The sequence below is a fragment of the Mycolicibacter icosiumassiliensis genome (genome assembly GCF_900078685.2).
Taxonomy (GTDB): Bacteria; Actinomycetota; Actinomycetes; order Mycobacteriales; family Mycobacteriaceae; genus Mycobacterium; species Mycobacterium icosiumassiliensis.
The window spans coordinates 3,604,962-3,629,281 of record NZ_LT546166.1 but is presented as its reverse complement, the minus strand read 5'-3'; the positions used below and the strand labels follow the sequence as shown (position 1 = coordinate 3,629,281).

Sequence of the window (24,320 nt, the reverse complement as noted above, 5' to 3'; positions counted from 1 at the left end):
GCACGCGGAATGCATTGGCTGCCCCAGCCGACCGAATGAATGCAAAACCAGCGCAGTACCCTGGACTATCGATGCCCGAGAACCTTGCGATGAACAGCTCGCCGATCGTCATCGGAGACGAAGAGATCTTCGAAGCCCACACGGGCGGGAAGATCTCCGTCGACCTCAAAACTCCGCTGGACAGCCAACGCGCATTGTCGATCGCCTACACCCCGGGTGTGGCGCAGGTCAGTCGCGCGATCGCCGCGGACCACACGCTGGCGGCCCGCTACACCTGGGCGCACCGCCTGGTGGCCGTGGTCAGCGACGGTACGTCGGTGCTCGGGCTGGGTGACCTCGGGCCGACGGCGTCGCTGCCGGTGATGGAAGGCAAGGCCGCGCTGTTCAAGACATTCGCCGGCCTGGACTCCATTCCGATCGTGTTGGACACCAAGGATCCGGACGAGATCGTCGAGACGCTGGTGCGGCTGCGCCCGTCGTTCGGGGCGGTCAATCTGGAGGACATCTCCGCGCCGCGGTGCTTCGAAATCGAGCGGCGGGTGATCGAGGCGCTGGACTGCCCGGTGATGCATGACGACCAGCACGGCACCGCGATCGTGGCGTTGGCCGCCCTGCTGGGTGCGGCCAAGGTGCTCGACCGCGACATCGCCTCGCTGCGGGTGGTGGTTTCCGGTGCCGGTGCCGCGGGTGTGGCCTGCGCGAACATCCTGCTCTCGCGGGGCATCTCGGAGATGATCGTGCTCGATTCGCAGGGCGTGCTGCATCCGGAGCGCTCCGGCATGAACGACGTCAAGCTCGAGTTGGCGCAGCGGACCAATCCGCGTGGTCTGACCGGCGGCTTGGCCGAGGCCCTGGAAGGTGCCGACGTCTTCCTCGGTGCGTCCGGCGGGGTGGTGCCCGAGGAGCTGATCGCGTCGATGGCTCCGGGTGGGGTGGTGTTCGCACTGTCGAACCCCGACCCGGAGATCCACCCGGACCTGGCGGCCAAGTACGCGGCGGTGGTGGCGACCGGCCGCAGCGACTTCCCCAACCAGATCAACAATGTGCTGGCCTTCCCGGGCGTGTTCCGTGGTGCGCTGGACGCCGGTGCGCGCCGCATCACCGAGGAGATGAAGTTGGCTGCCGCAGAGGCGATTTTCTCCGTCGTCGCCGACGAACTGGCCCCAGACCGTATCGTGCCCAGCCCGCTGGACCCCCGGGTCGAGCCGGCCGTCGCGGCGGCCGTCGCGGCAGCCGCCGACTCCGCGTCGTAGAGCGCACGGTGCCCAGGCGACATCACCTGCGCCGCCTGGCGCTCGGTTGGGCGGCCGTGCTGATTGCCGGTTGTGGTGCCCATCCGGGGCCGCCGCCGGTGCGCGTGGGAATGTCGCCGGATCCGCAGTCGCAGGTCCTGGGCCATCTGTATGCGAGCGCCCTGCGCGGTACCGGTGCCGCGGTGCGCCTTGAGGCCGTCGCCGACCCGGTAGCCGGGCTGGATGCGGGGGAGTTGACTGTCGTTCCCGGTTTCACCGGCCGCTTCCTGGCGATGTTCGCCCGCGATTCCGCGGCGCGCTCCGATCGCGCGGTCTACTGGGCGTTGGCCGGCGCGCTGCCGGAGGGCCTGGCGGTCGGTGACTACGCCATGACCGCTGAGGACAAACCCACGCTGGCGGTGACGAAGGCGACCGCGACGGCGTGGGGCGCCGCCGACCTGCCCGCGCTGGTGCGGCATTGCGCCGGGTTGACCGTCGGCGGTGTCGCGGGCGTGCGGGTGCCGAATGCGGTGGGCCGGTGCACGCTGGCGAAGCCGCGCGAATTCCCTGACGACGCAGCGCTGTTCGCTGCGCTGCAGGCCCGCCAGATCACCGCGGCATGGTCCAGTACCGCCGATCCCGACGTACCGGAGGGCGCGGTACTGCTGACCGACGCGCGCCCCGCGTTGGTGCGCGCCGAGAATGTGGTGCCGCTGTATCGCCGCAATGAGTTGACCGAAGCCCAACTGCTGGCGATCAATCAGGTGGCCGGCGTGCTGGACACCGACGCCCTGATCGACATGCGCCGACAGGTGGCCGCTGGTGCCGACCCGCAGGTTGTGGTGGACGCTTTCCTGGACGAGCACCCGTTGGGGCGCTAGGGAAGGGGTGCGCCCGCCGCGAGTGAGAATCTCACGACGCGACACGCCATGTCACGTCGCCAGAGTCCCACTGGGCGCCCCTGATTCCTACTGTGGTCTGAGTTTGGGGACGGCGAGCGAGAACAGGCGCTGGTACCGGGAGCCCAGGACACGCACCAGCAGGTCGAGAACCCGCGCGTCGTTTCCGATGAGCACCCGGGCCCGGTTCTTGCTGACCCCGTTGAGGATCACCCGGGCGGCCTCTTCAGCGCTGGTCGAGGCCAGCCGCCGGTCGAAGAAGTCGGCAAACGCCGCGGCATCCAGCCCTTCGGCGACGGTGGCGTTGCGGGCGATCGCGGTCTTGATGCCGCCGGGGTGCACCGTGGTGACCTTGACCGGGTGCTTGTTGATGGCCATCTCCTGGTTCAACGCCTCGGTGAAGCCGCGAACAGCGAACTTCGCCGCGTTGTAGGCGGCCTGGCCGGGAATGGACAGCAGCCCGAACAGGCTGGAGATGTTGATGACGTGCCCGTCGCCGGACTCGATCAGGTGCGGCAGGAAGGCCTTGGTGCCGTTGACGACGCCCCAGAAGTCGACGTCCATCACCCGTTCGATGTCCTTGAACGGGCTGATCTCGACGTCGCCGCTGAACGCGATGCCGGCGTTGTTGTAGATCTGGTTGACCTTGCCGAAGTGCTCTTTGACCTCTTCGGCGTAGGCGAGGAACGCTTCCCGCTCGGTGACGTCGAGGCGGTCGGCCTTGACCCGTACGCCCAGGGCGGTCAGCCGCCGCTCGGTTTGGGCGAGCCCCTCGGTGTCGACGTCGCTGATCGCCAGCTGCGCTCCCGCGCGGGCTAGCTCGATGGCCAGCGCTTGACCGATACCCGAACCGGCACCGGTGACGACGGCGACTTTCCCGGCGAATCCCTGCATGTGCTCTCCCCAACGGTCGGTGGAACACCCGAGCTTATCCGGTACCGTCGGTACCGGATTAACTGCCCTCGGCGAGCGTGCGTAGTTGCTCAGCTCGACGCGGCGTGTCGTGTGCAGACATGCCCCCTCGCGCGCTGGGGGGTACCCCTCAGCGCGCCAGCGGTTAGCCGAATGCCGAGTCGATGATCTCCTGCTGCTCGACCGCATGCACCTTCGACGACCCCGATGACGGCGCCGACATGGCGCGGCGCGAGATCCGCTTGACCCCGGTCAGCTTCTCCGGCAACAGCTCCGGCAGCTCCAGCCCGAACCGCGGCCACGCCCCCTGGTTGGCCGGCTCCTCCTGCACCCAGAAGAACTCTGTCGCGTTCGGGTAGCGGTCCAGGGTCTCGGCGAGGCGGCGTTTGGGCAGCGGGGCCAGCTGTTCGATCCGCACGATCGCGATGTCGTCACGGCCGTCCTTGGCCTTCCGCGCGACCAGCTCGTAATAGAGCTTGCCGCTGGTCAGCAACACCCGGGTGACCTTGCTGCGGTCGCCCACGCCGTCTTCGTAGGTGGGTTCTTCGAGCACCGAGCGGAACTTGACGTCGGTGAAGTCCTTGACGTCGCTGATCGCCGCCTTGTTGCGCAGCATCGACTTCGGGGTGAACACGATCAGCGGCCGCTGGATCCCGTCGAGGGCATGGCGGCGCAACAGGTGGAAGTAGTTCGACGGGGTCGAGGGCATCGCGATCGTCATCGAGCCCTCCGCCCACAGCTGCAGGAACCGCTCGATGCGCCCGGAGGTGTGGTCGGGGCCCTGGCCCTCATGGCCGTGCGGCAGCAGCAGCACCACGTTGGACAGCTGGCCCCACTTGGCCTCGCCGGAGCTGATGAACTCGTCGATGATCGACTGGGCGCCGTTGACGAAGTCGCCGAACTGCGCCTCCCACAACACCAGTGCGTCCGGGTTGCCGACGGTGTAGCCGTACTCGAACCCAACCGCGGCATATTCGGACAGTGGTGAGTCGTAGACCAGGAACTTGCCGCCGGTCGGGGTGCCGTCGGCGTTGGTGGCCAGCAGCTGCAACGGGCTGAACTCCGCGCCGTTGGCCTGGTCGATGATTATCGAGTGGCGCTGCGAGAAGGTGCCTCGGCGGGTGTCCTGCCCGGACAACCGGATCAGCTTGCCTTCGGCGACCAGCGAGCCCAGTGCCAGCAGCTCGCCGAACGCCCAGTCCACCTTGCCCTCGTACGCCATCTCGCGGCGTCGCTCCAGCACCGGAAGTACGCGCGGATGCACGGTGAAGCCCTCGGGGATCGCCATGAATGCATCGCCGATGCGGGCCAGCATCGCCTTGTCGACCGCGGTGTTCAGGCCGCGCGGCACTTGCTGCTCGGACTCCACCGACTCGCTGGGCAGCGCGGCATGCTTCTCCAGTTCGCGGATCTCGTTGAACACCCGCTCCAGCTGGCCGTGGTAGTCGCGCAGTGCGTCCTCGGCCTCCTTCATCGAGATGTCGCCGCGGCCGATCAGGTCTTCGGTGTAGCTCTTGCGGACGCCGCTCTTGGTGCCGATCACGTCGTACATGTACGGATTGGTCATCGACGGGTCGTCGCCCTCGTTGTGCCCGCGACGGCGGTAGCACAGCATGTCGATGATGACGTCCTTGTGGAACTTCTGCCGGAAGTCCACCGCCAACCGGGCCACCCAGTCGCACGCCTCCGGGTCGTCGCCGTTGACGTGGAAGATCGGCGCACCGATCATCTTGGCCACGTCGGTGCAGTACTCGCTGGAACGCGAGTAATCCGGCGCTGTGGTGAAACCGATCTGGTTGTTGACCACGATGTGGATGGTGCCGCCGACCCGGTAGCCCGGCAGCAGCGCCATGTTCAGCGTCTCGGCCACCACACCCTGGCCGGCGAACGCGGCGTCGCCGTGCAGCATCATCGGCACCACCGAGAACGGCGGGTCTTCGTCGGTGCCCAGGGCGCCCCGACCCAGCAGGTCCTGGCGGGACCGGACCAGGCCCTCGAGCACCGGGTCGACGGCCTCCAGGTGTGACGGGTTGGCGGTCAGCGACACCTGAATGTCATTGTCGCCGAACATCTGTAGGTACACCCCGGTGGCACCCAGGTGGTACTTGACGTCGCCGGAGCCGTGCGCCTCGGCCGGGTTCAGGTTGCCCTCGAACTCGGTGAAGATCTGCGAGTAGGGCTTGCCGACGATGTTGGCCAACACGTTGAGCCGGCCGCGGTGCGGCATCCCGATGACAACCTCGTCGAGGCCGTGTTCGGCGCACTGGTCGATGGCGGCGTCCATCATCGGGATGACGGTCTCGGCGCCCTCCAGGGAGAACCGCTTCTGGCCGACGTACTTGGTCTGCAGGAAGCTTTCGAACGCCTCGGCGGCGTTGAGCTTGCTCAGAATGTACTTCTGCTGCGCCACAGTCGGTTTGACGTGCTTGACCTCGATGCGCTCCTGCAGCCACTGCTGCTGCTCGGGCTCGAGGATGTGGGTGTACTCCACGCCGACGTGGCGGCAGTAGGCGTCGCGCAGCACCGACAGGATCTCGCGCAGCTTGCGGGTGGCGCCGCCGGGCAGGCCGTTGACTTTGAATTCCCGGTCCAGGTCCCACAACGTCAGGCCGTGGCTCTGCACGTCCAGGTCGGGGTGGCTGCGGAATCGGGTGTTGTCCAGGCGCAGCGGGTCGATGTCGGCCATCAGGTGGCCGCGGTTGCGGTAGGCGGCGATCAGCTCGACGACGCGAGCGTTCTTGTCGACGACCGAGTCCGGGTTGTCCGTGCGCCACCGCACCGGCTCGTAGGGGATGGACAGCTCGAAGAAGATCTCGTCCCAGAACGCGTCCGACAGCAGCATCTCGTGCACGGTGCGCAGGAAGTCGCCCGATTCGGCGCCCTGGATGATGCGGTGGTCGTAGGTCGAGGTGAGGGTGATCACCTTGCCGACACCGAGTTCGGCAATGCGCTGCTCGCTGGCGCCCTGGAACTCGGCGGGGTATTCCATCGCGCCGACGCCGATGATCGCGCCCTGCCCGGCCATCAGCCGGGGCACCGAGTGCACGGTGCCGATGGTGCCGGGGTTGGTCAGCGAGATCGTCACGCCGGCGAAGTCCTCGGCGGTCAGCTTGCCGTCCCGGGCCCGACGCACGATGTCTTCGTAGGCGTCGACGAACTGCGCGAAGCGCAGCGATTCGGAGCCCTTGATGGCAGCCACCACCAGGGAACGCTTCCCGCCGGCACCCTGCAGGTCGATGGCCAGCCCCAGGTTGGTGTGCGCGGGCGTGACGGCGTTCGGCTTGCCGTCGACCTCGGCGAAATGCCGATTCATGTTGGGAAACTGCTTGACCGCCTGCACGATCGCGTAACCCAGCAGATGGGTGAACGAGATCTTGCCGCCGCGGGTCCGCTTGAGCTGGTTGTTGATGACGATGCGGTTGTCGATCATCAGCTTGGCCGGCACGGCGCGCACGCTGGTCGCCGTCGGCACCTCCAGGGAGGTGGACATATTCTTGACCACTGCCGCCGGTTGCGCATCGGGGGAGTAGTCGGCCAGGAACTCGTGCCAGCTCGGATCCACCGAGGAGGGATCCTCGCGGAATTTGCGGTACATCTCCTCGACTAGCCACTCGTTCTGACCGAAGGGTGAACTCATACCGCTCACGACAGCGTCTCGCCTCGATTCCTGGTCGTTCGGCGTGGCACTTGCGCCCGCGCCCGCCTGCCTCATAAAGGCTAGCCCCTCGGAGATATTCCGCCAGGCTCGCGGCCGATTGTTCGCCGACCCCGATCCCGCCGACGGTTATGCGGAGTGGGCTGGAGAGCCTGGGCCGTCCTGCAGGGCCGGCACCAAGTGCAAGTTCACCGGCCAGCGGCGGGCGGGCGTGCCGAACGCCTTACGGGCATTGCCGATGATCTTCTTGCCCATCAACCGGTTCCCGATGGCGCCGATCACAGCCCCCAGGCCCACCGGCAACAGCTTGCCGAACGCCAGCGCCCCGCGGCGCAGGGTGAAGCGCTTGACGAAGTACCGCAGCAACCGGGAATTCAACTCCTTGACCGCCGGGAGCGGCAGCGCGGCGACACCCACAGAACCTTCGGCAAGCCACGCCCCGCTGGTGCGGCCCGGGCCCAGCAGGTCGGCGAGCGCACCCTTGCCCTGGTCACCCACCAACACCGCCAGCACCAGCGCGCGGCGCCGATCCCGGTTGTCCACGGGAATGCCGTGGACCTCCGCGACGGACAGCACGAAGAATGCGGTGGCCTCCAGGAAGACCGCGGTCTCCCCGGCAACCGCCGACAGCGCCATCAGGGTGCCGATCGCCGGCACTGCCGCGGTGGCGCCCACCGCGGCGCCGCTGGCCGTCGCAGCGGCCAGGTAACGCTTCTCCAGCTTGGCGATGACCTGGGCCGGGTCGGCATCGGGATCGCTGCGCCGCAGGCGCTCCACGTAGGCGCGCACCGCCGGACCCTGTACTCGCTCGCTGCGCTCGATGACCCGCGCCAACACCCTGGCCGACATGGTGGGTGTCTCCTCGTCGAAGGTCGGCGCCGGAGCCTGCGCCGACCGTCGCCGCCGAAAGATGCCCATGGTTGCCTCCCGTTTCGACTGGGTGGTCTTCAGGCTAACGCGCTGGGTGTTATTTACCCGTTTCAACGGCCGCCATCACCATCCCGCAGCGAACAGCGCCACGGCGATCCGAGTTGTTCCCGACACCATCTGTCCGTAGCGTCGCAGTGAGGCGGGTTGATGCCCCGAACAGCACAGCGCAGCGATGGGAGGGGCGGCGCTTGAGCAGCACGTACGACGACCCGGAACGCGCGCATTTCGCCCGTTCCGGTCCGGCGCGCTCGGCTGATCCGGTCAACCCGTGGAACGCGCTGTGGGCGATGATGCTCGGCTTCTTCGTGATCCTGGTGGATTCCACGATCGTGGCCGTCGCCAATCCGAGCATTATGTCGGCGCTCGACATCGGCTACGACACGGTGATCTGGGTGACCAGTGCTTACTTGCTGGGCTACGCGGTGCCGCTGCTGGTCGCCGGTCGTCTGGGTGACCAGTTCGGGCCCAAGAACCTGTACTTGATCGGGCTGGCGGTGTTCACCGCGGCGTCGCTGTGGTGCGGTCTGGCTGGGGGCATCGAGATGCTGATCGCCGCCCGGGCGGTCCAGGGCGTCGGCGCGGCTCTGCTGACCCCGCAAACCCTGTCGGTGATCACCCGTACCTTTCCTCCGGAACGGCGCGGCGCGGCCATGAGCGTGTGGGGCGCGACCGCCGGGGTGGCGACGCTGATCGGGCCGCTGGCCGGTGGCGTGCTGGTGGACCGGCTGGGCTGGGAGTGGATCTTCTTCGTCAACGTCCCCATCGGTGTCATCGGCCTGGTGCTGGCCATCGTGCTGATCCCGGACCTGCCGGTGCACCGTCATCGCTTCGACGTCCTCGGCGTGGCGCTGTCGGGGGTCGGGATGTTCCTGCTGGTCTTCGCCCTGCAGGAAGGCGAGTCGCAGGGGTGGGCGCCGTGGATCTGGGCACAGATCTTCGGCGGCCTGTGCTGCATGGCGGCCTTCGTCTACTGGCAGGCGGTCACCGACGGCGAGCCGCTGGTACCGCTGCACATCTTCCGCGACCTCGACTTCGGGCTGGCCAACCTCGGCGTGGCCGTTGTCGGCTTTGCGGTCACCGGGATGGTGCTGCCGGTGATGTTCTACGCGCAGGCGGTGTGCGAGATGTCACCCACCCGCTCTGCGCTGCTGACCGCCCCGATGGCGATTGCCAGCGGCGTGCTGGCCCCGGTCGTCGGAAAGATCGTCGATCGCGCCCATCCCCGAGCGGTGGTCGGATTCGGCTTCTCGGTACTGGCGATCGGGCTCACCTGGCTGTCCATCGAGATGACACCGATCACCCCCATCTGGCGGCTGGTGCTGCCGTTCGCGGTGATCGGGGTCGGCATGGCGTTCATCTGGTCGCCGCTGGCGGCCACCGCCACCCGCAACCTTCCGCCGCACCTGGCCGGCGCCGGGTCCGGGGTCTACAACGCGACGCGCCAGGTCGGGGCCGTACTGGGCAGCGCCGGCATGGCCGCCTTCATGACGTCGAGGATCGCCGCCGACCTGCCGCCGATGCCGGGCGGCCTGCACTCCGAGCATGCTCCCGCGGTCCTGCGGCTGCCCGAGTTCCTGCACGAGCCGTTCGCGGCGGCGATGTCGGAGGCCACTTTGTTGCCGGCATTCGTTGCGTTGTTCGGCGTGGTCGCCGCGCTGTTCATGGTCGGCTATGTGATCGACCCGTCCCGCCGCTCGACCGGGCAGAGTGACGACGGCCCCGATTCCGACGATTTCGGTGACCCCGACGATTTCGACGATTTCGATGGCTTCGATGATCTCGAGGACCTCCCCGAGGACGCCAGAGCCCCCGAACGTGTCAGCCTGCCCCGGCACTTTCGCAGCGTCGAACCTGAAGTCGACGACCAGACTGAGCCCATCCCGGCCGTCGTGCCGAGGACCCTGCACGCCCGTCGCCCGCAGGACCCCGCCACCGAGCCGCTGACCATCGAGATTCCGCCGGTGCCGACCGTGATTGCCGAGCCCGTACCGATAGCACTGCACCACAACGGCTTTGATCTCGACCCGGGACGCCACCTGCGTCCGCTCACCAATGGGACTGCGGTGCCCGACGTGCTGGCAAAATTCGGAATCACCGGCAACAGTCCGACCCGCCGAAATCGGCACTATCGCGAGGACCCCGACGACACCGATGCCTACGGGCGGCACTCGCGGCGCGACAGCTGGTTCTAAGGCGCGACCGGCTACCGGGTGGTGTTGCCGACGATCTCCACCCCGGTGCCGTTCCAGTGGAATTTCACGACCCCGGCCAACCCCGGTATGCCGCTGGCGTTTCGCAGGGCCACCGTGTCACCGGTGGACTGCGCAAGGTCGATTCCGCTGAATCCGTAAGTGTCCGGCACGGCTTGGGGAAGGAACTCGCCGAGGTGAAACAGCACCGCCCGGGTACTCGGATGTTCGGCGTTGGTGTTGGCCTTGACGATCACCGCCGAGAGGTCGGCACAGGTGCTGTAGTTGCCGACCAACGGCTCCGGGCTCCACGGCTGCTTGCTGCGCGGGTCGTGGGGCAGCTCGGAGACGGCTTTGGCGATGGCCGGGGCGGCCAGGTTGACCGCGCACGGGTCGGCGGGGGCCGGGCTGCTCGACGTCGCGGACGTGGACGGGGCCTGCAGATCCACCCCTCGGTGCTGAAGGCTGTCGCCGACGTCGGCTATGAGACGCCCTCGGCGATCCAGGCCGCCACCATCCCGGCCCTGCTGGAGGGTTCCGACGTGGTCGGGCTGGCCCAGACCGGCACCGGCAAGACCGCCGCGTTCGCCATTCCGATCCTGTCGCGGATCGACACCACCAGCAAAGCCACCCAGGCGCTGGTACTGGCGCCCACCCGCGAGCTGGCCCTGCAGGTCGCCGAGGCATTCGGGCGTTACGGCGCGCATCTGCCCCGGATCAACGTGCTGCCGATCTACGGTGGTGCGTCCTACACCGTGCAGCTGTCCGGGCTCAAGCGTGGCGCACAGGTGGTGGTCGGAACTCCGGGCCGGGTGATCGACCACCTGGAACGCGGCAGCCTGGACTTGTCGCACCTGGATTACCTGGTGCTCGACGAGGCCGACGAGATGCTGCAGATGGGTTTTGCCGAGGATGTCGAGCGCATCCTGGCCGGCACCCCCGAGTACAAGCAGGTGGCCCTGTTCTCGGCGACCATGCCCTCGGCCATTCGCCGCATCACCAGCCGGTATCTACACGACCCCGTCGAAGTCACCGTCAAGGCGAAAACCACGACAGCGGAGAACATCACCCAGCGCTACATCGAGGTCGCTGGGCCACGCAAGATGGACGCCCTGACCCGGGTGCTCGAAGTCGAACCCTTCGAAGCGATGATCGTCTTCGTTCGCACCAAGCAGGCCACCGAAGAGGTTGCCGAAAAGCTCCGCGCGCGAGGATTTTCCGCGGCGGCGATCAACGGTGACATCGCGCAGGCGCAGCGGGAACGGACCATCGCCGCATTGAAGAACGGCAGTATCGACATCCTGGTCGCCACCGATGTCGCCGCCCGCGGACTGGACGTGGAACGCATCTCGCACGTCGTCAACTACGACATTCCCAACGACCCCGAGGCCTATGTGCACCGGATCGGGCGCACCGGGCGGGCCGGACGCTCGGGAACCGCGCTGTTGTTCGTCAACCCGCGGGAACGCCATCTGCTCAGGCTGATCGAGAAGGTGACCCGGCAGAAGCTGGTCGAGGCCGAGCTGCCCAGCGTCGATGACGTCAATGCGCAGCGGGTCGCCAAGTTCGCCGACGCGATCACCAACCATCTCAGTGCGTCGGGCATCGAGCTGTTCCGTCGCCTGGTCGAGGACTACAGCCGCGAGCACAACGTGCCGATGGCCGACATCGCCGCCGCGCTCGCGTTGCAGTCCCGCGACGGTGAGGCGTTCCTGATGGTGGAGCCGCCGCCGGACAAGCGACGCGAACGCGCCAAGCCCGATCGCGACGGCGGCCGCGACGACCGTAAGGGCGACCGCAAGGGCCCCCCGAAGGAAGGGTTTGCCAGCTACCGGATCGCGGTCGGCAAGCGGCACAAGGTCAATCCGGGAGCGATAGTCGGGGCGCTGGCCAACGAGGGCGGTCTGAACCGCAGCGATTTCGGCAACATCAGCATCAAGGTGGACCACTCGCTGGTCGAACTGCCCGCCAAATTGTCCGGCAAGACGCTCAAGGCGTTGGAGCAGACCCGGATTCAGGGCCAGCTGATCAACCTGCGTCGCGAGCGGCCGTCTGGTAAACCCGATCGTCGCAGCGAGGGTGGGTACCGGAAACGGACCGAATGACCCTGCCGCGCGACGAGGTCGCGCAGGGCGGGCTCGAGCAGGTTGCCGGAGTGGATCGGGTCGCGTCGCTGACCGGTGTGCGTGCGGTGGCCGCGATCCTGGTGGTCGGAACCCACGCGGCCTACACCACCGGCAAGTACACCCATGGCTATGCGGGGCTGCTGGGTTCCCGGATGGAGATCGGGGTGCCGATCTTCTTCGTGCTCTCCGGTTTTCTGCTGTTTCAGCCGTGGGTGCGGGCCACCGCATTGGGGCGCCCGGACCCGTCGGTGCGCCGCTACGCCTGGCACCGGGTGCGGCGCATCATGCCCGCCTACGTCGTCACGGTGCTGCTGGCCTATGTGATCTACCACTACCGCACCGCCGGCCCGAACCCCGGCCACAACTGGATCGGGCTGCTGCGGAACCTGACGCTGACCCAGATCTACACCGACAATTACATGTTCGGTTATCTGCACCAGGGGCTCACCCAGATGTGGAGCCTCGCAGTCGAAGTCGCCTTCTACGTGGTGCTGCCGCTGTTGGCTTATGCGACATTGGTCTGGCTGTGCCGCCGGCAGTGGCGGCCGGGGCTGCTGCTGGCGGGGTTGACTGCGGCGGCGGCGATCACGCCGGCCTGGTTGACGCTGGTGCACACAAGCGACTTCCTGCCCGACGGTGCCCGACTGTGGCTTCCGGGTTATCTGGCCTGGTTCGTGGCGGGAATGATGCTCACGGTGCTGCAGGCGATGGGTGTGCGCTGCTACGGCTTCGTGGCGATTCCGTTGGCGCTCATCTGCTATCTCATCGCTGCCACGCCGATCGCCGGGGCGCCCACCACGTCACCGGCCAAATTGTCCGAGGCCTTGGTCAAGGCCGGTTTCTACGCCGTGATCGCCGCGCTGATGGTGGCGCCGCTGGCGTTGGGCAACCACGGTTGGTACGCGCGCCTTTTGGCGAGCCGGCCGATGGTGTGGCTGGGGGAGATCTCCTATGAGATCTTCCTGGTTCACCTCGTGCTGATGGAGGTGGTGATGGTGGAGGTGCTGCACACCCCGGTTTACACCGGCTCGATGCTGGCGCTGTTCGTGGTCACCATGGTGGTCACCGTGCCGGTGTCCTGGCTGCTGCACCGGCTCACCCGGGTGCGGAGTTGAGCCGTCCCGGCCGGATCCATGGACACATTCCCCGCCGGACCCATAGGCACAGTTGCCCGCCTTTGAGCGACAGATCGCAGCGGGCTCATCTACGCACCCGCAGTTGTCGCTCAAAGGCGGGCAACTCTCCTATTCCTCTGAGCCGACCGGCGCCGGCCTGAGTCGCTCCGGCGCAACGACCACCGGTACCACGAACTGCGCCAACATTTCCCGCTCGTCGTCGGCGTCGCGACCCGGGAAGCTCAGCATCGACGTCACCACCCGCACCACCCATCGGGCGCGCTGCGCAACGGTGTCGTTGTCGTCGGTGTCCAATGCGGACAGGAACGACGCGACCATCACGGTGATGACGTCGGACTGCGCGGCCATCGCGGTACCGATCGGTGGTCCGGTCTCGGTGAACCACGACGCCAGCGCGGGGTTGCCGCGCACCAGTGCCAGCGATTCGGTGATTCCGGCGACCAGTCGCGCCGCCGGGTCGTCGATGCCGGCCAGTCGCCGGGTCAACTCGTGATAGAGCGTATTCGCCCACCGGTGCACGTAGGCGTTGTGCAGCGCGTCGCGGCTCTCGAAGTACCGATACAGCGTGGCGCGGGAGCAGCCTGCGGCGCGGGCAACCTCGTTCATGCCCACCGAGGTGGGGTCCTGCTGCGCGAACAGCTTCTCGGCCGCGTCGAGAATCTTCTCGGCGGCCAGCTCGCCGCGCTGATCGGACAGCCAGGCCCGCCCGGCCATCACGATCCGACGGTGAAGGGAACCGACAGCGGACGCCGCACGTAACTGCCTCCGGCCCAAACGATCCCGGACTCGTCGACCGTGTAGTTCGGGCAGCGGGCCAACAGTTCCTCCAACGCCACTCGTGCCTGCATCCGGGCCGCCTGGTTGCCGATGCAGTGGTGCGCGCCGTAGCTGAAGGTGAGGATCTGGTGCGGCTTGCGTCGCACATTGAGCTCGGCGGCGTCCGGCCCGAACTGGCGTTCGTCGCGGTTGCCCGAACCGTAGAGCAGCAACACCTTGCGGTCCGCCGGAATGGTGGTGTCGCCGACGGTGACGTCGCGGGTGGTGGTGCGGGCCAGCCCCTGCACGGGGGAGGTCAACCGCAGCAACTCCTCGACGGCCTCGCGGATCAGCTCGGGCCGCTCCACCAGCAGCTGACGCTGATCGGGGTGTTGTTGCAGCAATTGCACTGAGCCGCCGAGCATTCCGGTGGTCGTGTCGTTGCCGCCGGTCACCATGGTGAAGGTGAACGCCAACACCGACAGCAGTCCCTTGATGTCACCATCGGCACCCATCCCGGCGGCGACCAGGTGCGAGACCGTGTCGTCCTCGGGTTCGGTGCGGCGACGTTCGATGAGTCCGGTGAAGTAGCCCATCATCTCGCCGATCGCGTCACCGGCCGAGACAACGCCGTGTTCGCTGACGGTGGCCGCGACGATCGCCTCGGTCCAGCGGTCGAATTGGCTGCGGTCCTCCTCCGGCACGCCCAGGTAGTGCGCGACCACCATCGACGGCAGCGGCTTGAACAGCTCGCCGACGATGTCACCGCCGCCGTTGGCCTGCAGCCGTTCGAGGCGCTCGACGACGAACTCGCGGACCTTGGGCTCGAGCGCCTCCACCTGGCGCGGCATGAAACCGCGGGCCACCAACTTGCGAAACTCGGTGTGTACCGGCGGATCGGTCATCACCATCGGCGGGGTGTCGGCCAGGCCGATCAGCTCCAGCTCGCCGTAGTTGACGGTCAGTCCTTGTGCGGAGGAGAACGTCTCGTGGTCGGCGGCGGCCGCCCAGATGTCGGCGTGGCGGGACAGCACGTAGTAGTCCTGGTCGGGTGCGTTCTCCGGGACCACGTGGTGGACCGGGTCGTGGTCGCGCAGCGCGGCATACATCGGCCAGGGGTTGGGCCAGGTGTCGGCGTTGCCGAGCTCAAATTTCGGATGAGACATCGTGGTCGTCATGTCTCATTGATACGACAACGGGCCCTCATATGTCAATGGCGGTGGGCTTCCTGATTTCCGTATCGCCTCCGACATAGCACTTGTGTGAGACTGTAATGCAGTCTACGTTTGCCGCTATGTCACACGTCGGCCCGGAACCCTGGAGCGAGTGGATACCCCACATTGGTGGTCGTGCGTGAACAGGCATGACAGGCAGAAGGTCTCATTAGTACGCCACCTGGGCCACAACTGGAAGCTGCTGACGGCGGTGGTCGTCGTGTTCGTCGCGGGACTTACCGTGTATCGCCTGCACGGCATTTTCGCGTCCCGCGACGTCGTGTCCACCCCCAGTGGTTTCACCAACGACGTTGCGCCGTTCAACCCCAAACGAGTGCTCATCGAGGTGTATGGCCCGCCGGGAACTGTCGCGACCATCACCTATTTGGATGTGGATGCGCAACCGCAACGTGCCGACGCTGCCGTGCTGCCCTGGTCTTACGACGCGACGACGACGAAACCCGCTGTTGCTGCCAATGTTGCGGCTCAAGGCGATAGCGATTCGATCGGCTGCCGGATCACGATCGACGGCGACGTGAAAGACGAGAGAACGGTCAATGCCTTGCACGCCTTCACCTACTGCTTGGACAAGTCCGGATGAGCCCGCAGCTGTCCTGGCGTCGGGTCCCGGACCTGCTGCGGAGCTACTCCGCCGCGATCGTCTTCTTCTGGCTCGCTGTCGCCATGGTGACGAACGTCTTTGTGCCGCAGTTGGAGAAGGTGGCCGAAGCCAACAACGCGTCGCTGAGCCCGCAGGATGCGCCGTCGCTGCAGGCCGCCAAACACATCGGCGCGGTTTTCCAAGAGTTCAGTTCGGACAGTTCGGCGATGATCGTGCTGGAGGGCGATCAGCCATTGGGCGCCGATGCGCACCACTACTACGACGGTTTGATCGCCAAGCTCAACCGCGACACCCGGCACGTCGAACACGTTCAGGACTTCTGGGGAGATCCGTTGACCGCGGCCGGCTCCCAGAGCACCGACGGCAAGGCCGCATTGGTGCAGGTGTATCTCGCTGGAAATCAGGGCGAATCGCTGGCCAACGAGTCGGTCGACGCGGTGCGCGACATCGTCAAGGACACGCCAGCGCCACCGGGCGTGCGGGCGTATGTCACCGGCGCGGCACCGCTGGTCACTGACCAGTTCGAGGTCGGCAGTCACGGCACCTGGAAGACAACCTTGATCACGATCGGCGTGATCCTGGTGATGCTGTTGTGGCTGTACCGCCGAATTACCACGGCGGTCCTGGTGATCTTCATGGTGATGATCGAGTTGACTGCCTCGCGCGGGGTTGTCGCCGTGTTGGCTAACGCCGGCATCATCAAACTGTCGACGTATTCGACTAATCTTTTGACACTGCTGGTGATTGCCGCCGGAACCGACTACGCAATCTTCCTACTCGGCCGGTTCCACGAGGCTCGCTACGGTGGCCAGGACCGGGTCACGGCGTTCAACACGATGTATCACGGCACCGCACACATCATCCTGGGCTCGGGCCTGACGATTGCCGGTGCGGTGTTCTGCCTGACCTTTGCTCGGCTTCCGTATTTTCAGACCCTCGGTGTTCCCGCAGGTATCGGAGTCCTAGTCGCTGTCGCCGCGGCCTTGACGTTGGCGCCCGCCATGCTCGCCGTCGGCCGGCACTTCGGCCTGTTCGAGCCTGCGCGGGAGCTGAGCACCCAGGGTTGGCGGCGAGTCGGTACCGCCCTGGTGCGCTGGCCCGGACCCATCCTGGTGGCCACGATCGCGGTCGCGCTGATCGGCTTGCTCGCCTTGCCCGGATACAAAACCAGCTATGACACCCGCCCTTACATGCCGGCTGACGCTCCGGCCAATGTCGGCTATGCCGCTGCCGAACGGCACTTTTCACAGGCCAGGCTCAACCCCGAGCTGCTGATGATCGAAGCCGACCACGACATGCGCAACCCGACGAACATGATCCTGCTCGAACGCGTCGCAAAGGCGATCTTCCATACCGACGGCATCGCGCAGGTCCAATCGATCACCCGGCCGCTGGGTACGCCGCTGGATCACACGTCGATCCCATTCCAGATCAGCGCCGGCAGTGCGACCCAGATCCTCAACCTGCCCTTCCAGGAGTCGCAAGCCGCCACCATGCTCAAACAGGTTGAGGTGATCAACAATTCGATCGACATCCTGCGCCAACAGTACTTACTGCAACAGCAATCCGGTGCCATCACCGATGAGCAGGCGAAGGCATTTGCCGAGACGGTGGCTACCGCGACGGATCTGCGGAATAAAATCGCCAATTTCGACGACTTCATCCGCCCGCTGCGCAGCTACTTCTACTGGGAACCGCACTGTTTCGATATCCCGGCGTGCGCGGCGATCCGTTCGGTGCTCGACGCGCTCGACGGAATCGACGTGCTCACCTCGCAACTTGACGACGTCGCGGGCAGCATCGCCAAACTCGATGCGCTGCAACCCAAGCTGCTCGCGCTGATCCCTCCCCAGATCGCCAGCCAGGAAAAGAACCGCGACCTGAGCCTGTCGAACCACGCGACCAGTTCCGGATTGAACGACCAGGCCGCGGCCGGACTGGACAACGCAACGGCCATGGGCAAGGCGTTCGACGAGGCCAAGACCGATGACTCGTTCTATCTGCCGCCGGAGGTCTTCACCAACCCGGAATTCTTACGGGGGGTGAAGATGTTTATGTCGCCCGACGGCAAGGCGGCACGGATGATCATCACCCACGAGGGTGATCCGGCAACACCGGAAGGCATTGCGCATATCGACGCGATCCGCCATGCCGCGCGGGATGCGGTCAAGGGAACCCCACTCGCGGGATCCAAGATCTACCTCGCCGGCACCGCGGCCACCTATAAGGACATCGCCGAGGGCGCCAAATATGACCTGATGATTGCCGGCGTCGCCGCGCTGAGCCTGATTCTGCTGGTGATGATGTTCATCACCGGCAGCGTCATCGCCGCACTGGTCATCGTCGGCACCGTCGCGTTGTCTTTGGGTGCGTCTTTCGGGCTCTCGGTATTGATCTGGCAGTACATCTTCGGCATCCAGTTGTACTGGATCGTGTTGGCACTGGCGGTCATTCTGCTGCTGGCTGTGGGATCCGACTACAACCTGCTGCTGATATCCCGCTTCAAGGAGGAACTCCATGCCGGCATCAAAACCGGCATCATCCGCGCGATGGCCGGCTCCGGCTCGGTAGTGACCTCGGCGGGTTTGGTGTTCGCCGCCACGATGGCGTCGTTTATGTTCGCCGAGTTGCGAGTCCTGGGCCAGATCGGCACCACGATCGCCCTCGGGCTGTTGTTCGACACGCTGATCGTGCGCTCGTTCATGACCCCCTCGATCGCAGCACTGCTGGGCCGCTGGTTCTGGTGGCCGTTGAGGGTGCGCCCCCGCCCCGCCAGTCAGATGCTGCAGCCCTACGGATCCCGTGCTGCGGTGCGCCAGTTATTGCTCTGGGAGGACGGGGGAGGGGAACGGTGATTGTCGGCTTCTGGGGTGCTCTCACGGCTTTAGCCGCGGTGATGGCAATGGTTTTCGCCGGGTGCGCCTTCGTTTACGTCCGGCGGCTGGAGAATCGGATTCCGGCTGCGGTCGGCGAGAAAGTCGGAGCCCACAAAGCGGTGCTGGCCAAAGTGCGCAAGCGTCAACCACTGACGCACGATGAATTCGAGTATGCGCAGGAACTGGTCGCTGACGCCCGGTCCCCACTGGCGTATGCGATACCCGCTGCCATCTTCTCCGCGGGCTTGTTCTACATCGTTGGTTGCCTTCACGAGCTCGACGTCCATGGCGGCCACCCCTCATTCCGGACCTTCATTGGGGGCTTTCCTATGCTGGGATCGTTGAACATGCTCGGACAGTTTCGCAGAGTCGCGCGATTGAAATCGCGCCTACCGGATGCCGTCGTGCTGAAATGAGCGGCCAAGCTGACATGACCACCAAGTCCGTGGAGACTGTTGCGCCGGAGTTGATCGAGGCCGCGGTGCGCGCCGCCGAAACACTCAAACGCGACATCGTCGAAGTCCCGGTCAGCGCGATCGCTGCCGAAGCCCAGATGTCCCGTAGCACACTGCTCCGCAGACTGGGCGGATCCCGCAGGGTTCTCGACGCTGCGGTCCGCGCCGCCGGTATCGACCCCGGCGGCCGGCCCCCGGTACGGGTACGAGCGCTCACCGCGGCCGCCGAGTTGATCAGCGAAAACGGCTTGGCTGCAACCACCCTGGACATCATTGCCGAACGTGCCGACTGTTCGGTGTTCAGCTTGCACGCCGTTTTCGGCGGACGCGACGAACTGCTACGCGCAGTATTCGATCAATACAGTCCCATCCGCGACATCGAAGACTATCTCGCCGCCGTGCCGGACGATCTCCGTACCACGGTGCACGGCATTTACCGCACGATCGCGGACGTGTTGAGCCGGGAACCGCGTGTGGCTCCCGCGATGCTGGCGGAGGTGTACTCGCGGCCGGCAAGTCCCACGGTGCAGTCACTGACCCGCTACGCGGCTCCACGCATGTTGGGCACCCTCGGAGCCTGGTTTGAGAGCGAGATCCGCGCCGGACGCATCAAGGATCAGCCGCTGCTGGTGCTGATCCAGCAACTTCTCGGACCGATGGTCGTTCACATGCTCATGCGGCCGGCATTCCCCGACGCTCTCGATTTCATGCTGCCCGACGTCGACAGCATCTGCGAACACTTGACCGCCAATTTCCTTGCTGCCGTGGCAATGTGAGCTAAATCCCCGAACCCGGGTTCAGGATGTTCAGCGGGTCGAGTGCGGCCTTGACCCGCTGGTTCAATGCCATCACGTCGGGTCCCAGCTGGTCGGCCAGCCACGGCCGCTTCAACCGCCCCACCCCGTGCTCGCCGGTGATGGTGCCGCCCAGCGCCAGGGCCAGATCCATGATCTGGCCGTAGGCGAGCTCGGCGCGCCGCACATGGTCGGGGTCACTCGGGTCGTGCACGATCAGCGGGTGCGTATTGCCGTCGCCGGCGTGCGCGATCACCGAGATCAACAGTTGGCGCTCGGCGGCGATCTTCTCGATTCCGGTGATCAGCTCCGCCAGCCGCGGCACCGGCACCCCGACGTCTTCAAGCAATAACGGCCCCTTCGCCTCGACCGCCGGGATGCAGAATCGCCGTGCCGCGACAAAGCCCTCGGCCTCGACCGGGTCGTCGGTGGAGAACACCTCCTTGGCGTGGTGCTCGGTGAACACCCGGGCCATCAGCTCGACATCCTCGGCGCCCGCGTGGCCGCGCTCGTCGGAGGCCGCCACCAGCATGGCCGCGGCCTCGCGGTCCAGACCCATGCGCAGTTGGTCCTCGACGGCGTTGATCGCCGCGGCGTCCATGAACTCCAGCATTGAGGGACGCAGTCGCCCGGACACGTCGAGCACCGCCTCGGCCGCGGCGGTCACCGAATCGAAAGTGGCTACCACCACAGCCGATTTCGGCTGAGCCGGTAACAGTCGCAGGATCACCTCGGTGACCACCCCGAGGGTGCCTTCGCTGCCGACGAATAATTTGGTCAGCGAGAGCCCCGCGACGTCTTTGAGTCGCGGGCCGCCCAGGCGCACCGCGGTGCCGTCGGCCAGCACCACCTGCAGGCCCAGCACATAGTCGGTGGTGACGCCGTACTTGACACAGCACAGGCCGCCGGCGTTGGTGGCGATGTTCCCGCCGATGCTGCAGATCTCGAACGACGACGGGTCCGGTGGGTACCAGAGTCCGTGCTCGGCGACCGCCTTCTTCACCTCGGCGTTGAACAGGCCCGGCTGGCACACCGCGGTGCGGGTGACCGGATCAACGGTGATCTCGCGCATCTTCTCGGTGCACAGCACGATTCCGCCGTCGATCGCGGTGGCTCCGCCGGACAGGCCGGTGCCCGCGCCGCGAGTCACCACCGGTACCCGATGGGTGCTGGCCCAGCGCATGACGGTCTGCACTTCTTCGGTGTGCAGCGGGCGCACCACCGCCAGGGGCTGGCCCGCCAACGGGTCCAGGGCGTTGTCTTGCCGGTAGCCCGCGGTGATCGTCGGATCGGTGACCACCATGCCCTCGGGGAGATCGGCTATGAGCTGGCTCAGCGTGTCGGCGTTCACGCAGGTCATCCTAGGAGGTGGAGCGAATCGGCCGTTGACCGGATTTCCCGGGCACTGTTAGTTTTTATCGGTGCTGAGCACCGTCGAGTTGTGAGACGAGGAGCCGCCATGGACTACGCACAGCACACCATTGATCTTGCGCGCCGCAATGTCGAGGAGGGTGGACGGCCCTTCGCCACTGCCATCGTCATGGACGGTGCGATTGTGGCCGAGAGCCCGAACCGGGTCGCCCAGACCAACGACCCCACCGCGCACGCGGAGATCCTCGCCATTCGGCAGGCCTGCACAGCCTTGGGCACCGAACATCTGACCGGGGCCACCATCTATATTCTGGCGCTGCCCTGCCCGATGTGTCTGGGTGCGCTGTACTACTGCTCGCCGGATGAGGTCGTCTTCCTGACCACCCGCGACGCCTACGAACCGTATTACGTCGACGACCGAAAGTACTTCGAGCTCAACACGTTCTACGACGAGTTTGCGAAACCCTGGAATCGGCGGCGGTTGCCCATGCGACACGAGTCCCGCGACGACGCCATTGAGGTCTACCGGCTGTGGCGGGATCGAAACGGCGGCAAGCGCCGCGTCCAGTAGCGGCCGGTTCGCGCCTTAGCCGGCGTGGAACAGCGTCGAGAACCACGAGCTCAGATCCATGGTGGGGGCCTGTTGGATCAACTCGTCCATGTTCGCCCACTGCTGGGCGGCCTGATCGCCTACCTCAGTCGGCCAGGCGTTGTTGGCGGTCAGGACCGTGCTGGCCAGGTCGTCGCGGGCGTTGAGCAGCCCGGCGATAATGCCGCTGTTCGGGTCGAACAGCGCGTCGTTGAGCAGTGATCCCGATGCCCCGGGCAGCAGCAGCGACAGCACGGATTGCGCTGCGGCGAGCTCGAACGGCAGGCTGATATCGCTCCACAGCAGTGGCAGGTTGTTGGCCACCGCGGTCAGGCTGCCAAAGGGATCGGTGGTAATCCCGTGCCACACGGCATCCCAATTCGGGCTCAGCGCGTCGGTGAACCGCATCGCCAGCGGGGTGACCGGTTCCTCGCCGAAGACCGCCGCAAAATTGTCACTACCGACGAGCCCCTTGAGTCCGGAGAACAGCAGTTCCTGGATCAACCAGGCGGGTTGTGCCTGCATCCGGGAGGCGTCCAGGGCGTAGTCGTAGGTCAGCACCCGCTGGGTCATGTCGGCGGCGTATTGCGCCGCGCTGACGGTTGGGGTGTCGTCGGGCAGGTACTGGGCCACATCGGCAACCGGCACCACCTGAGTCGTCACCGTCATGCCGGTCGGATCCGTTCCGGCGGCGAGGTTTTCGAATCGGGCGAAGATTTCGCCGTTGGCCACGCCGCCGGTGTCCAACCAGTTCGCCACGCCGGGGTTGGTTGCGCTGACCACGTAATAGGTGTAGCCGTCGGCGGCGTGGAACGCCGTGGTGTTGTTGAGGGTGGTCTGCGACAAGGTGAAGGGGAGCGCCGCGCCGTAGACGTTCATCAGCTCGATGCCGTTGTAGGCGGCGTCCACCTCGGGAACTTTTACGATCAGCGCCTCGCCGGGCGCCAGGTCGAAATTCCCGGCGGAGACGTCCGCGCTCGGCAGCCCGGTGGGGAACAGGCTCGTCTCGGTGGCCAGCGGGCTCATGGTGTTGGCGGGTTGCTCGATGCCCGCGATCTGGGCGAGCCCCATGTTCTGGGTGTTGAACGGCCCGGCGATCTTGGCGAAGGCGCTGAACAGCGTGGTCAGTGCATCGTCGATCGAGGTGATCTTCGTTGGTGCGGTCGTATCGTCGCTGGGAAACAACCCGCCCTGGGGGATGGCGAAGAACGGTGGGCAATCGGACACGCAGTGGATGCTGATGTTGCTGGCGCCCTTCCCCCAGTCGCCGAGCACGTCGCGGACCAGCAGGGACGCGGCCCCCTGGATGGTGGCGCTGTCGTCGTCGATGAAGTTGACTGCGCCGCTGGGTGCGGTGGGGCCGATGTAGACGGTGAACGTGCCGTCGGGGTTGACCACCAGGTTCGAGCCGAGCTCCAGGCTCTCCTTGCTGACGGCCTGCGATCCGGTGATCTGTTCGGTGGCGATCGCGAAGGCTTCGGTGCCGCCGCCGAGTGTGCCGGTGAGTTCGTAGGTCGCGCCCGGGGCCAGGCCGGCGGTCGCGTGGTAGTAGATGTCCGGGGTGAAGAATTGGAAGTATTGCCGAGGATTGGCGGCGTCGCCGGCCATCACTTCGGGCGATTGAAAAAACCAGCCGTCGAAAAGCTCTGTGACCCTTGAGATTCCGGCCATAAGCAATTCGTAGTTCGTATTCTGCAGACCCGTCATCAGCATGGCGACGCCGTCCGGTGTCGCAAACGGCAGGGCCGCGTCGTTGGCCGCGGCCTGTTGCATCACGGCCAACAGGCTGTCGATCGCCTGTTGTACGCCCGCCGACACCGACGTCAACGTCACGGGTATCGGGTGCGCCAGCGGGGCCGGTTGGAGCGTGATCGCTGCGGTGCCGGCCACCACGGCCGTCGCCAGTCCGGCCGTAGCCACGGCGCGGCTTGCTCTTTCAGTACGTCCGGTGGCCATGGGGCTCCTCTGCGGTCAGATATGACAACTATTTGTCATATGAATGACAACTGAAAGTACGATGAGACGGGACGCTACCGCTGGGTGGACGCGAGCACAAGGGTCGGCGCCCGCGCCCGTACCATCGGTGATCTTCTGCATGGCCAGACACAAGGAGGGCGATGGGCGGGCCCACCGAGCGAGATGACGAGAAGCGACTGGGCTCGCCGCCCACGGATCGGGTGGTCGCCATTGTGGGATTGTTGGCCGCCCAGGCTCAGCCCAGTTCGGTCGCTCAGATTGCGTCGCGGTTGGAGCTGAACCGCGCCACCGTGACATCGATCCTGCTGGCATTGGAGCAGGCGGGATGGGCAGCGCGCCGGGCCGATCGCAAGTACACCCTGGGGCCCGGGCTGATCGGCGTCGCCGAGACGGTACGGCGGCTGTGGCCGCTGTCGACCGAGGGCGCACACCTGATCGAGCAGATGGCCGAGCGGAATGGTCGAGGTGTTGGACGACACCGCCGCGCCAGGACGCGTCAATTCCTCCAGCCGGGCATAAAGCGCCTGCTTGATGTCCAGCCGCTCGACCGCCGCCTCGACGATCCAGTCGCACTCGGCGACCTTGCC

Annotated in this window: 17 protein-coding genes and 3 pseudogenes (1 of these 20 only partly in view); 11 read left to right on the top strand and 9 right to left on the bottom strand. The window is 66.2% G+C overall.

All coding sequences use genetic code 11. The features are described from left to right. The first annotated feature begins 71 nt into the window (after positions 1-71). Both BN4346_RS41255 and BN4346_RS41250 read left to right on the top strand, forming a co-directional pair. On the top strand, positions 72-1,253 hold the full coding sequence (locus tag BN4346_RS41255) for an NAD(P)-dependent malic enzyme (protein ID WP_067975308.1): 1,182 nt from the start codon (positions 72-74) through the stop codon (positions 1,251-1,253). Positions 1,254-1,261: 8 nt separating this feature from the next. After that, entirely contained in the window at positions 1,262-2,113 is an 852-nt protein-coding gene (locus BN4346_RS41250) for a glycine betaine ABC transporter substrate-binding protein (RefSeq protein WP_096867572.1), read from the top strand. An 87-nt stretch (positions 2,114-2,200) separates the two neighbouring features. Here the strand turns inward: BN4346_RS41250 and BN4346_RS41245 are convergent, their stop codons facing one another. The 3 genes from BN4346_RS41245 to BN4346_RS41235 form a co-directional block, all read right to left on the bottom strand. Continuing rightward, on the bottom strand, positions 2,201-3,025 hold the full coding sequence (locus tag BN4346_RS41245) for an SDR family NAD(P)-dependent oxidoreductase (RefSeq protein ID WP_067975307.1): 825 nt from the start codon (positions 3,023-3,025) through the stop codon (positions 2,201-2,203). A 163-nt stretch (positions 3,026-3,188) separates the two neighbouring features. Then, a complete protein-coding gene (locus tag BN4346_RS41240; protein WP_067975304.1) occupies positions 3,189-6,689 on the bottom strand; it encodes a multifunctional oxoglutarate decarboxylase/oxoglutarate dehydrogenase thiamine pyrophosphate-binding subunit/dihydrolipoyllysine-residue succinyltransferase subunit in 3,501 nt (1,166 codons plus the stop codon). Positions 6,690-6,827: 138 nt separating this feature from the next. Further along, a complete protein-coding gene (locus tag BN4346_RS41235) occupies positions 6,828-7,616 on the bottom strand; it encodes a hypothetical protein (protein WP_067975302.1) in 789 nt (262 codons plus the stop codon). Between the two features lie 299 nt (positions 7,617-7,915). Here BN4346_RS41235 and BN4346_RS41230 point away from each other — a divergent pair, with 299 nt between their 5' ends. Then, complete coding sequence (locus BN4346_RS41230) at positions 7,916-9,820, top strand: MFS transporter (protein ID WP_067975399.1); 1,905 nt, start codon at positions 7,916-7,918, stop codon at positions 9,818-9,820. An 11-nt stretch (positions 9,821-9,831) separates the two neighbouring features. On the opposite strand, the pseudogene BN4346_RS41225 reads toward BN4346_RS41230, so the two are convergent. Continuing rightward, positions 9,832-10,260 (bottom strand): annotated as a pseudogene (locus BN4346_RS41225) (LppP/LprE family lipoprotein); the annotation flags it as partial. A 12-nt stretch (positions 10,261-10,272) separates the two neighbouring features. On the opposite strand from BN4346_RS41225, the gene BN4346_RS41220 reads away from it, so the two are divergent. Further along, complete coding sequence (locus BN4346_RS41220) at positions 10,273-11,922, top strand: DEAD/DEAH box helicase (protein WP_208863258.1); 1,650 nt, start codon at positions 10,273-10,275, stop codon at positions 11,920-11,922. Then, on the top strand, positions 11,919-13,058 hold the full coding sequence (locus tag BN4346_RS41215; protein ID WP_067975299.1) for an acyltransferase family protein: 1,140 nt from the start codon (positions 11,919-11,921) through the stop codon (positions 13,056-13,058). Before BN4346_RS41220 ends, BN4346_RS41215 begins: the two co-directional genes overlap by 4 nt. Positions 13,059-13,187: 129 nt before the next feature. Here the strand turns inward: BN4346_RS41215 and BN4346_RS41210 are convergent, their stop codons facing one another. Beyond that, positions 13,188-13,793, bottom strand: a complete 606-nt coding sequence (locus BN4346_RS41210; protein ID WP_067975297.1) for a TetR/AcrR family transcriptional regulator — start codon at positions 13,791-13,793, stop codon at positions 13,188-13,190. After that, positions 13,793-15,013: a cytochrome P450 gene (locus BN4346_RS41205; protein WP_167666234.1), complete on the bottom strand. Its 1,221-nt coding sequence runs from the start codon at positions 15,011-15,013 to the stop codon at positions 13,793-13,795. Before BN4346_RS41205 ends, BN4346_RS41210 begins: the two co-directional genes overlap by 1 nt. Positions 15,014-15,188: 175 nt before the next feature. Between BN4346_RS41205 and BN4346_RS41200 the strand changes: the two genes are divergently transcribed. Genes BN4346_RS41200 through BN4346_RS41185 form a run of 4 tightly spaced genes read left to right on the top strand, consistent with a single transcriptional unit; the run spans position 15,189 to position 19,778 of the window. Next, positions 15,189-15,650, top strand: coding sequence for an MmpS family transport accessory protein (locus BN4346_RS41200; protein WP_067975295.1), 462 nt, complete (start codon positions 15,189-15,191; stop codon positions 15,648-15,650). Then, positions 15,647-18,526, top strand: a complete 2,880-nt coding sequence (locus BN4346_RS41195; RefSeq protein WP_067975292.1) for an MMPL/RND family transporter — start codon at positions 15,647-15,649, stop codon at positions 18,524-18,526. The genes BN4346_RS41200 and BN4346_RS41195 overlap by 4 nt, the downstream gene beginning before the upstream one ends. Then, the gene (locus tag BN4346_RS41190) at positions 18,523-18,963 is read left to right on the top strand and encodes a hypothetical protein (protein WP_067975289.1); all 441 of its coding nucleotides are present in this window, start codon (positions 18,523-18,525) and stop codon (positions 18,961-18,963) included. The genes BN4346_RS41195 and BN4346_RS41190 overlap by 4 nt, the downstream gene beginning before the upstream one ends. A gap of 14 nt (positions 18,964-18,977) precedes the next feature. Then, the gene (locus BN4346_RS41185; protein ID WP_067975391.1) at positions 18,978-19,778 is read left to right on the top strand and encodes a TetR/AcrR family transcriptional regulator; all 801 of its coding nucleotides are present in this window, start codon (positions 18,978-18,980) and stop codon (positions 19,776-19,778) included. Position 19,779: 1 nt separating this feature from the next. Here the strand turns inward: BN4346_RS41185 and BN4346_RS41180 are convergent, their stop codons facing one another. After that, the gene (locus BN4346_RS41180) at positions 19,780-21,147 is read right to left on the bottom strand and encodes an FAD-binding oxidoreductase (RefSeq protein WP_067975388.1); all 1,368 of its coding nucleotides are present in this window, start codon (positions 21,145-21,147) and stop codon (positions 19,780-19,782) included. A 108-nt stretch (positions 21,148-21,255) separates the two neighbouring features. Here BN4346_RS41180 and BN4346_RS41175 point away from each other — a divergent pair, with 108 nt between their 5' ends. Further along, complete coding sequence (locus tag BN4346_RS41175; protein ID WP_067975286.1) at positions 21,256-21,738, top strand: nucleoside deaminase; 483 nt, start codon at positions 21,256-21,258, stop codon at positions 21,736-21,738. A 15-nt stretch (positions 21,739-21,753) separates the two neighbouring features. Here the strand turns inward: BN4346_RS41175 and BN4346_RS41170 are convergent, their stop codons facing one another. Continuing rightward, positions 21,754-23,676: a hypothetical protein gene (locus BN4346_RS41170; RefSeq protein ID WP_235653684.1), complete on the bottom strand. Its 1,923-nt coding sequence runs from the start codon at positions 23,674-23,676 to the stop codon at positions 21,754-21,756. Positions 23,677-23,873: 197 nt separating this feature from the next. Between BN4346_RS41170 and BN4346_RS49180 the strand changes: the two are divergent. Then, positions 23,874-24,068: pseudogene (locus BN4346_RS49180) on the top strand (helix-turn-helix domain-containing protein); the annotation flags it as partial. A 156-nt stretch (positions 24,069-24,224) separates the two neighbouring features. Here BN4346_RS49180 and BN4346_RS49175 read toward each other — a convergent pair. Continuing rightward, positions 24,225-24,320 (bottom strand): annotated as a pseudogene (locus BN4346_RS49175) (3-hydroxyacyl-CoA dehydrogenase NAD-binding domain-containing protein) (its annotated part continues 138 nt past the right edge of the window); the annotation flags it as partial.

Coding starts and splice junctions, on each gene's coding strand:
- BN4346_RS41255 (WP_067975308.1), top strand. CDS start 72: ATGCCCGAGAACCTTGCGATGAACAGCTCGCCGATCGTCATCGGAGAC.
- BN4346_RS41245 (WP_067975307.1), bottom strand. CDS start 3,025: ATGCAGGGATTCGCCGGGAAAGTCGCCGTCGTCACCGGTGCCGGTTCG.
- BN4346_RS41235 (WP_067975302.1), bottom strand. CDS start 7,616: ATGGGCATCTTTCGGCGGCGACGGTCGGCGCAGGCTCCGGCGCCGACC.
- BN4346_RS41230 (WP_067975399.1), top strand. CDS start 7,916: ATGATGCTCGGCTTCTTCGTGATCCTGGTGGATTCCACGATCGTGGCC.
- BN4346_RS41215 (WP_067975299.1), top strand. CDS start 11,919: ATGACCCTGCCGCGCGACGAGGTCGCGCAGGGCGGGCTCGAGCAGGTT.
- BN4346_RS41210 (WP_067975297.1), bottom strand. CDS start 13,793: ATGGCCGGGCGGGCCTGGCTGTCCGATCAGCGCGGCGAGCTGGCCGCC.
- BN4346_RS41205 (WP_167666234.1), bottom strand. CDS start 15,013: ATGACGACCACGATGTCTCATCCGAAATTTGAGCTCGGCAACGCCGAC.
- BN4346_RS41195 (WP_067975292.1), top strand. CDS start 15,647: ATGAGCCCGCAGCTGTCCTGGCGTCGGGTCCCGGACCTGCTGCGGAGC.
- BN4346_RS41185 (WP_067975391.1), top strand. CDS start 18,978: ATGACCACCAAGTCCGTGGAGACTGTTGCGCCGGAGTTGATCGAGGCC.
- BN4346_RS41175 (WP_067975286.1), top strand. CDS start 21,256: ATGGACTACGCACAGCACACCATTGATCTTGCGCGCCGCAATGTCGAG.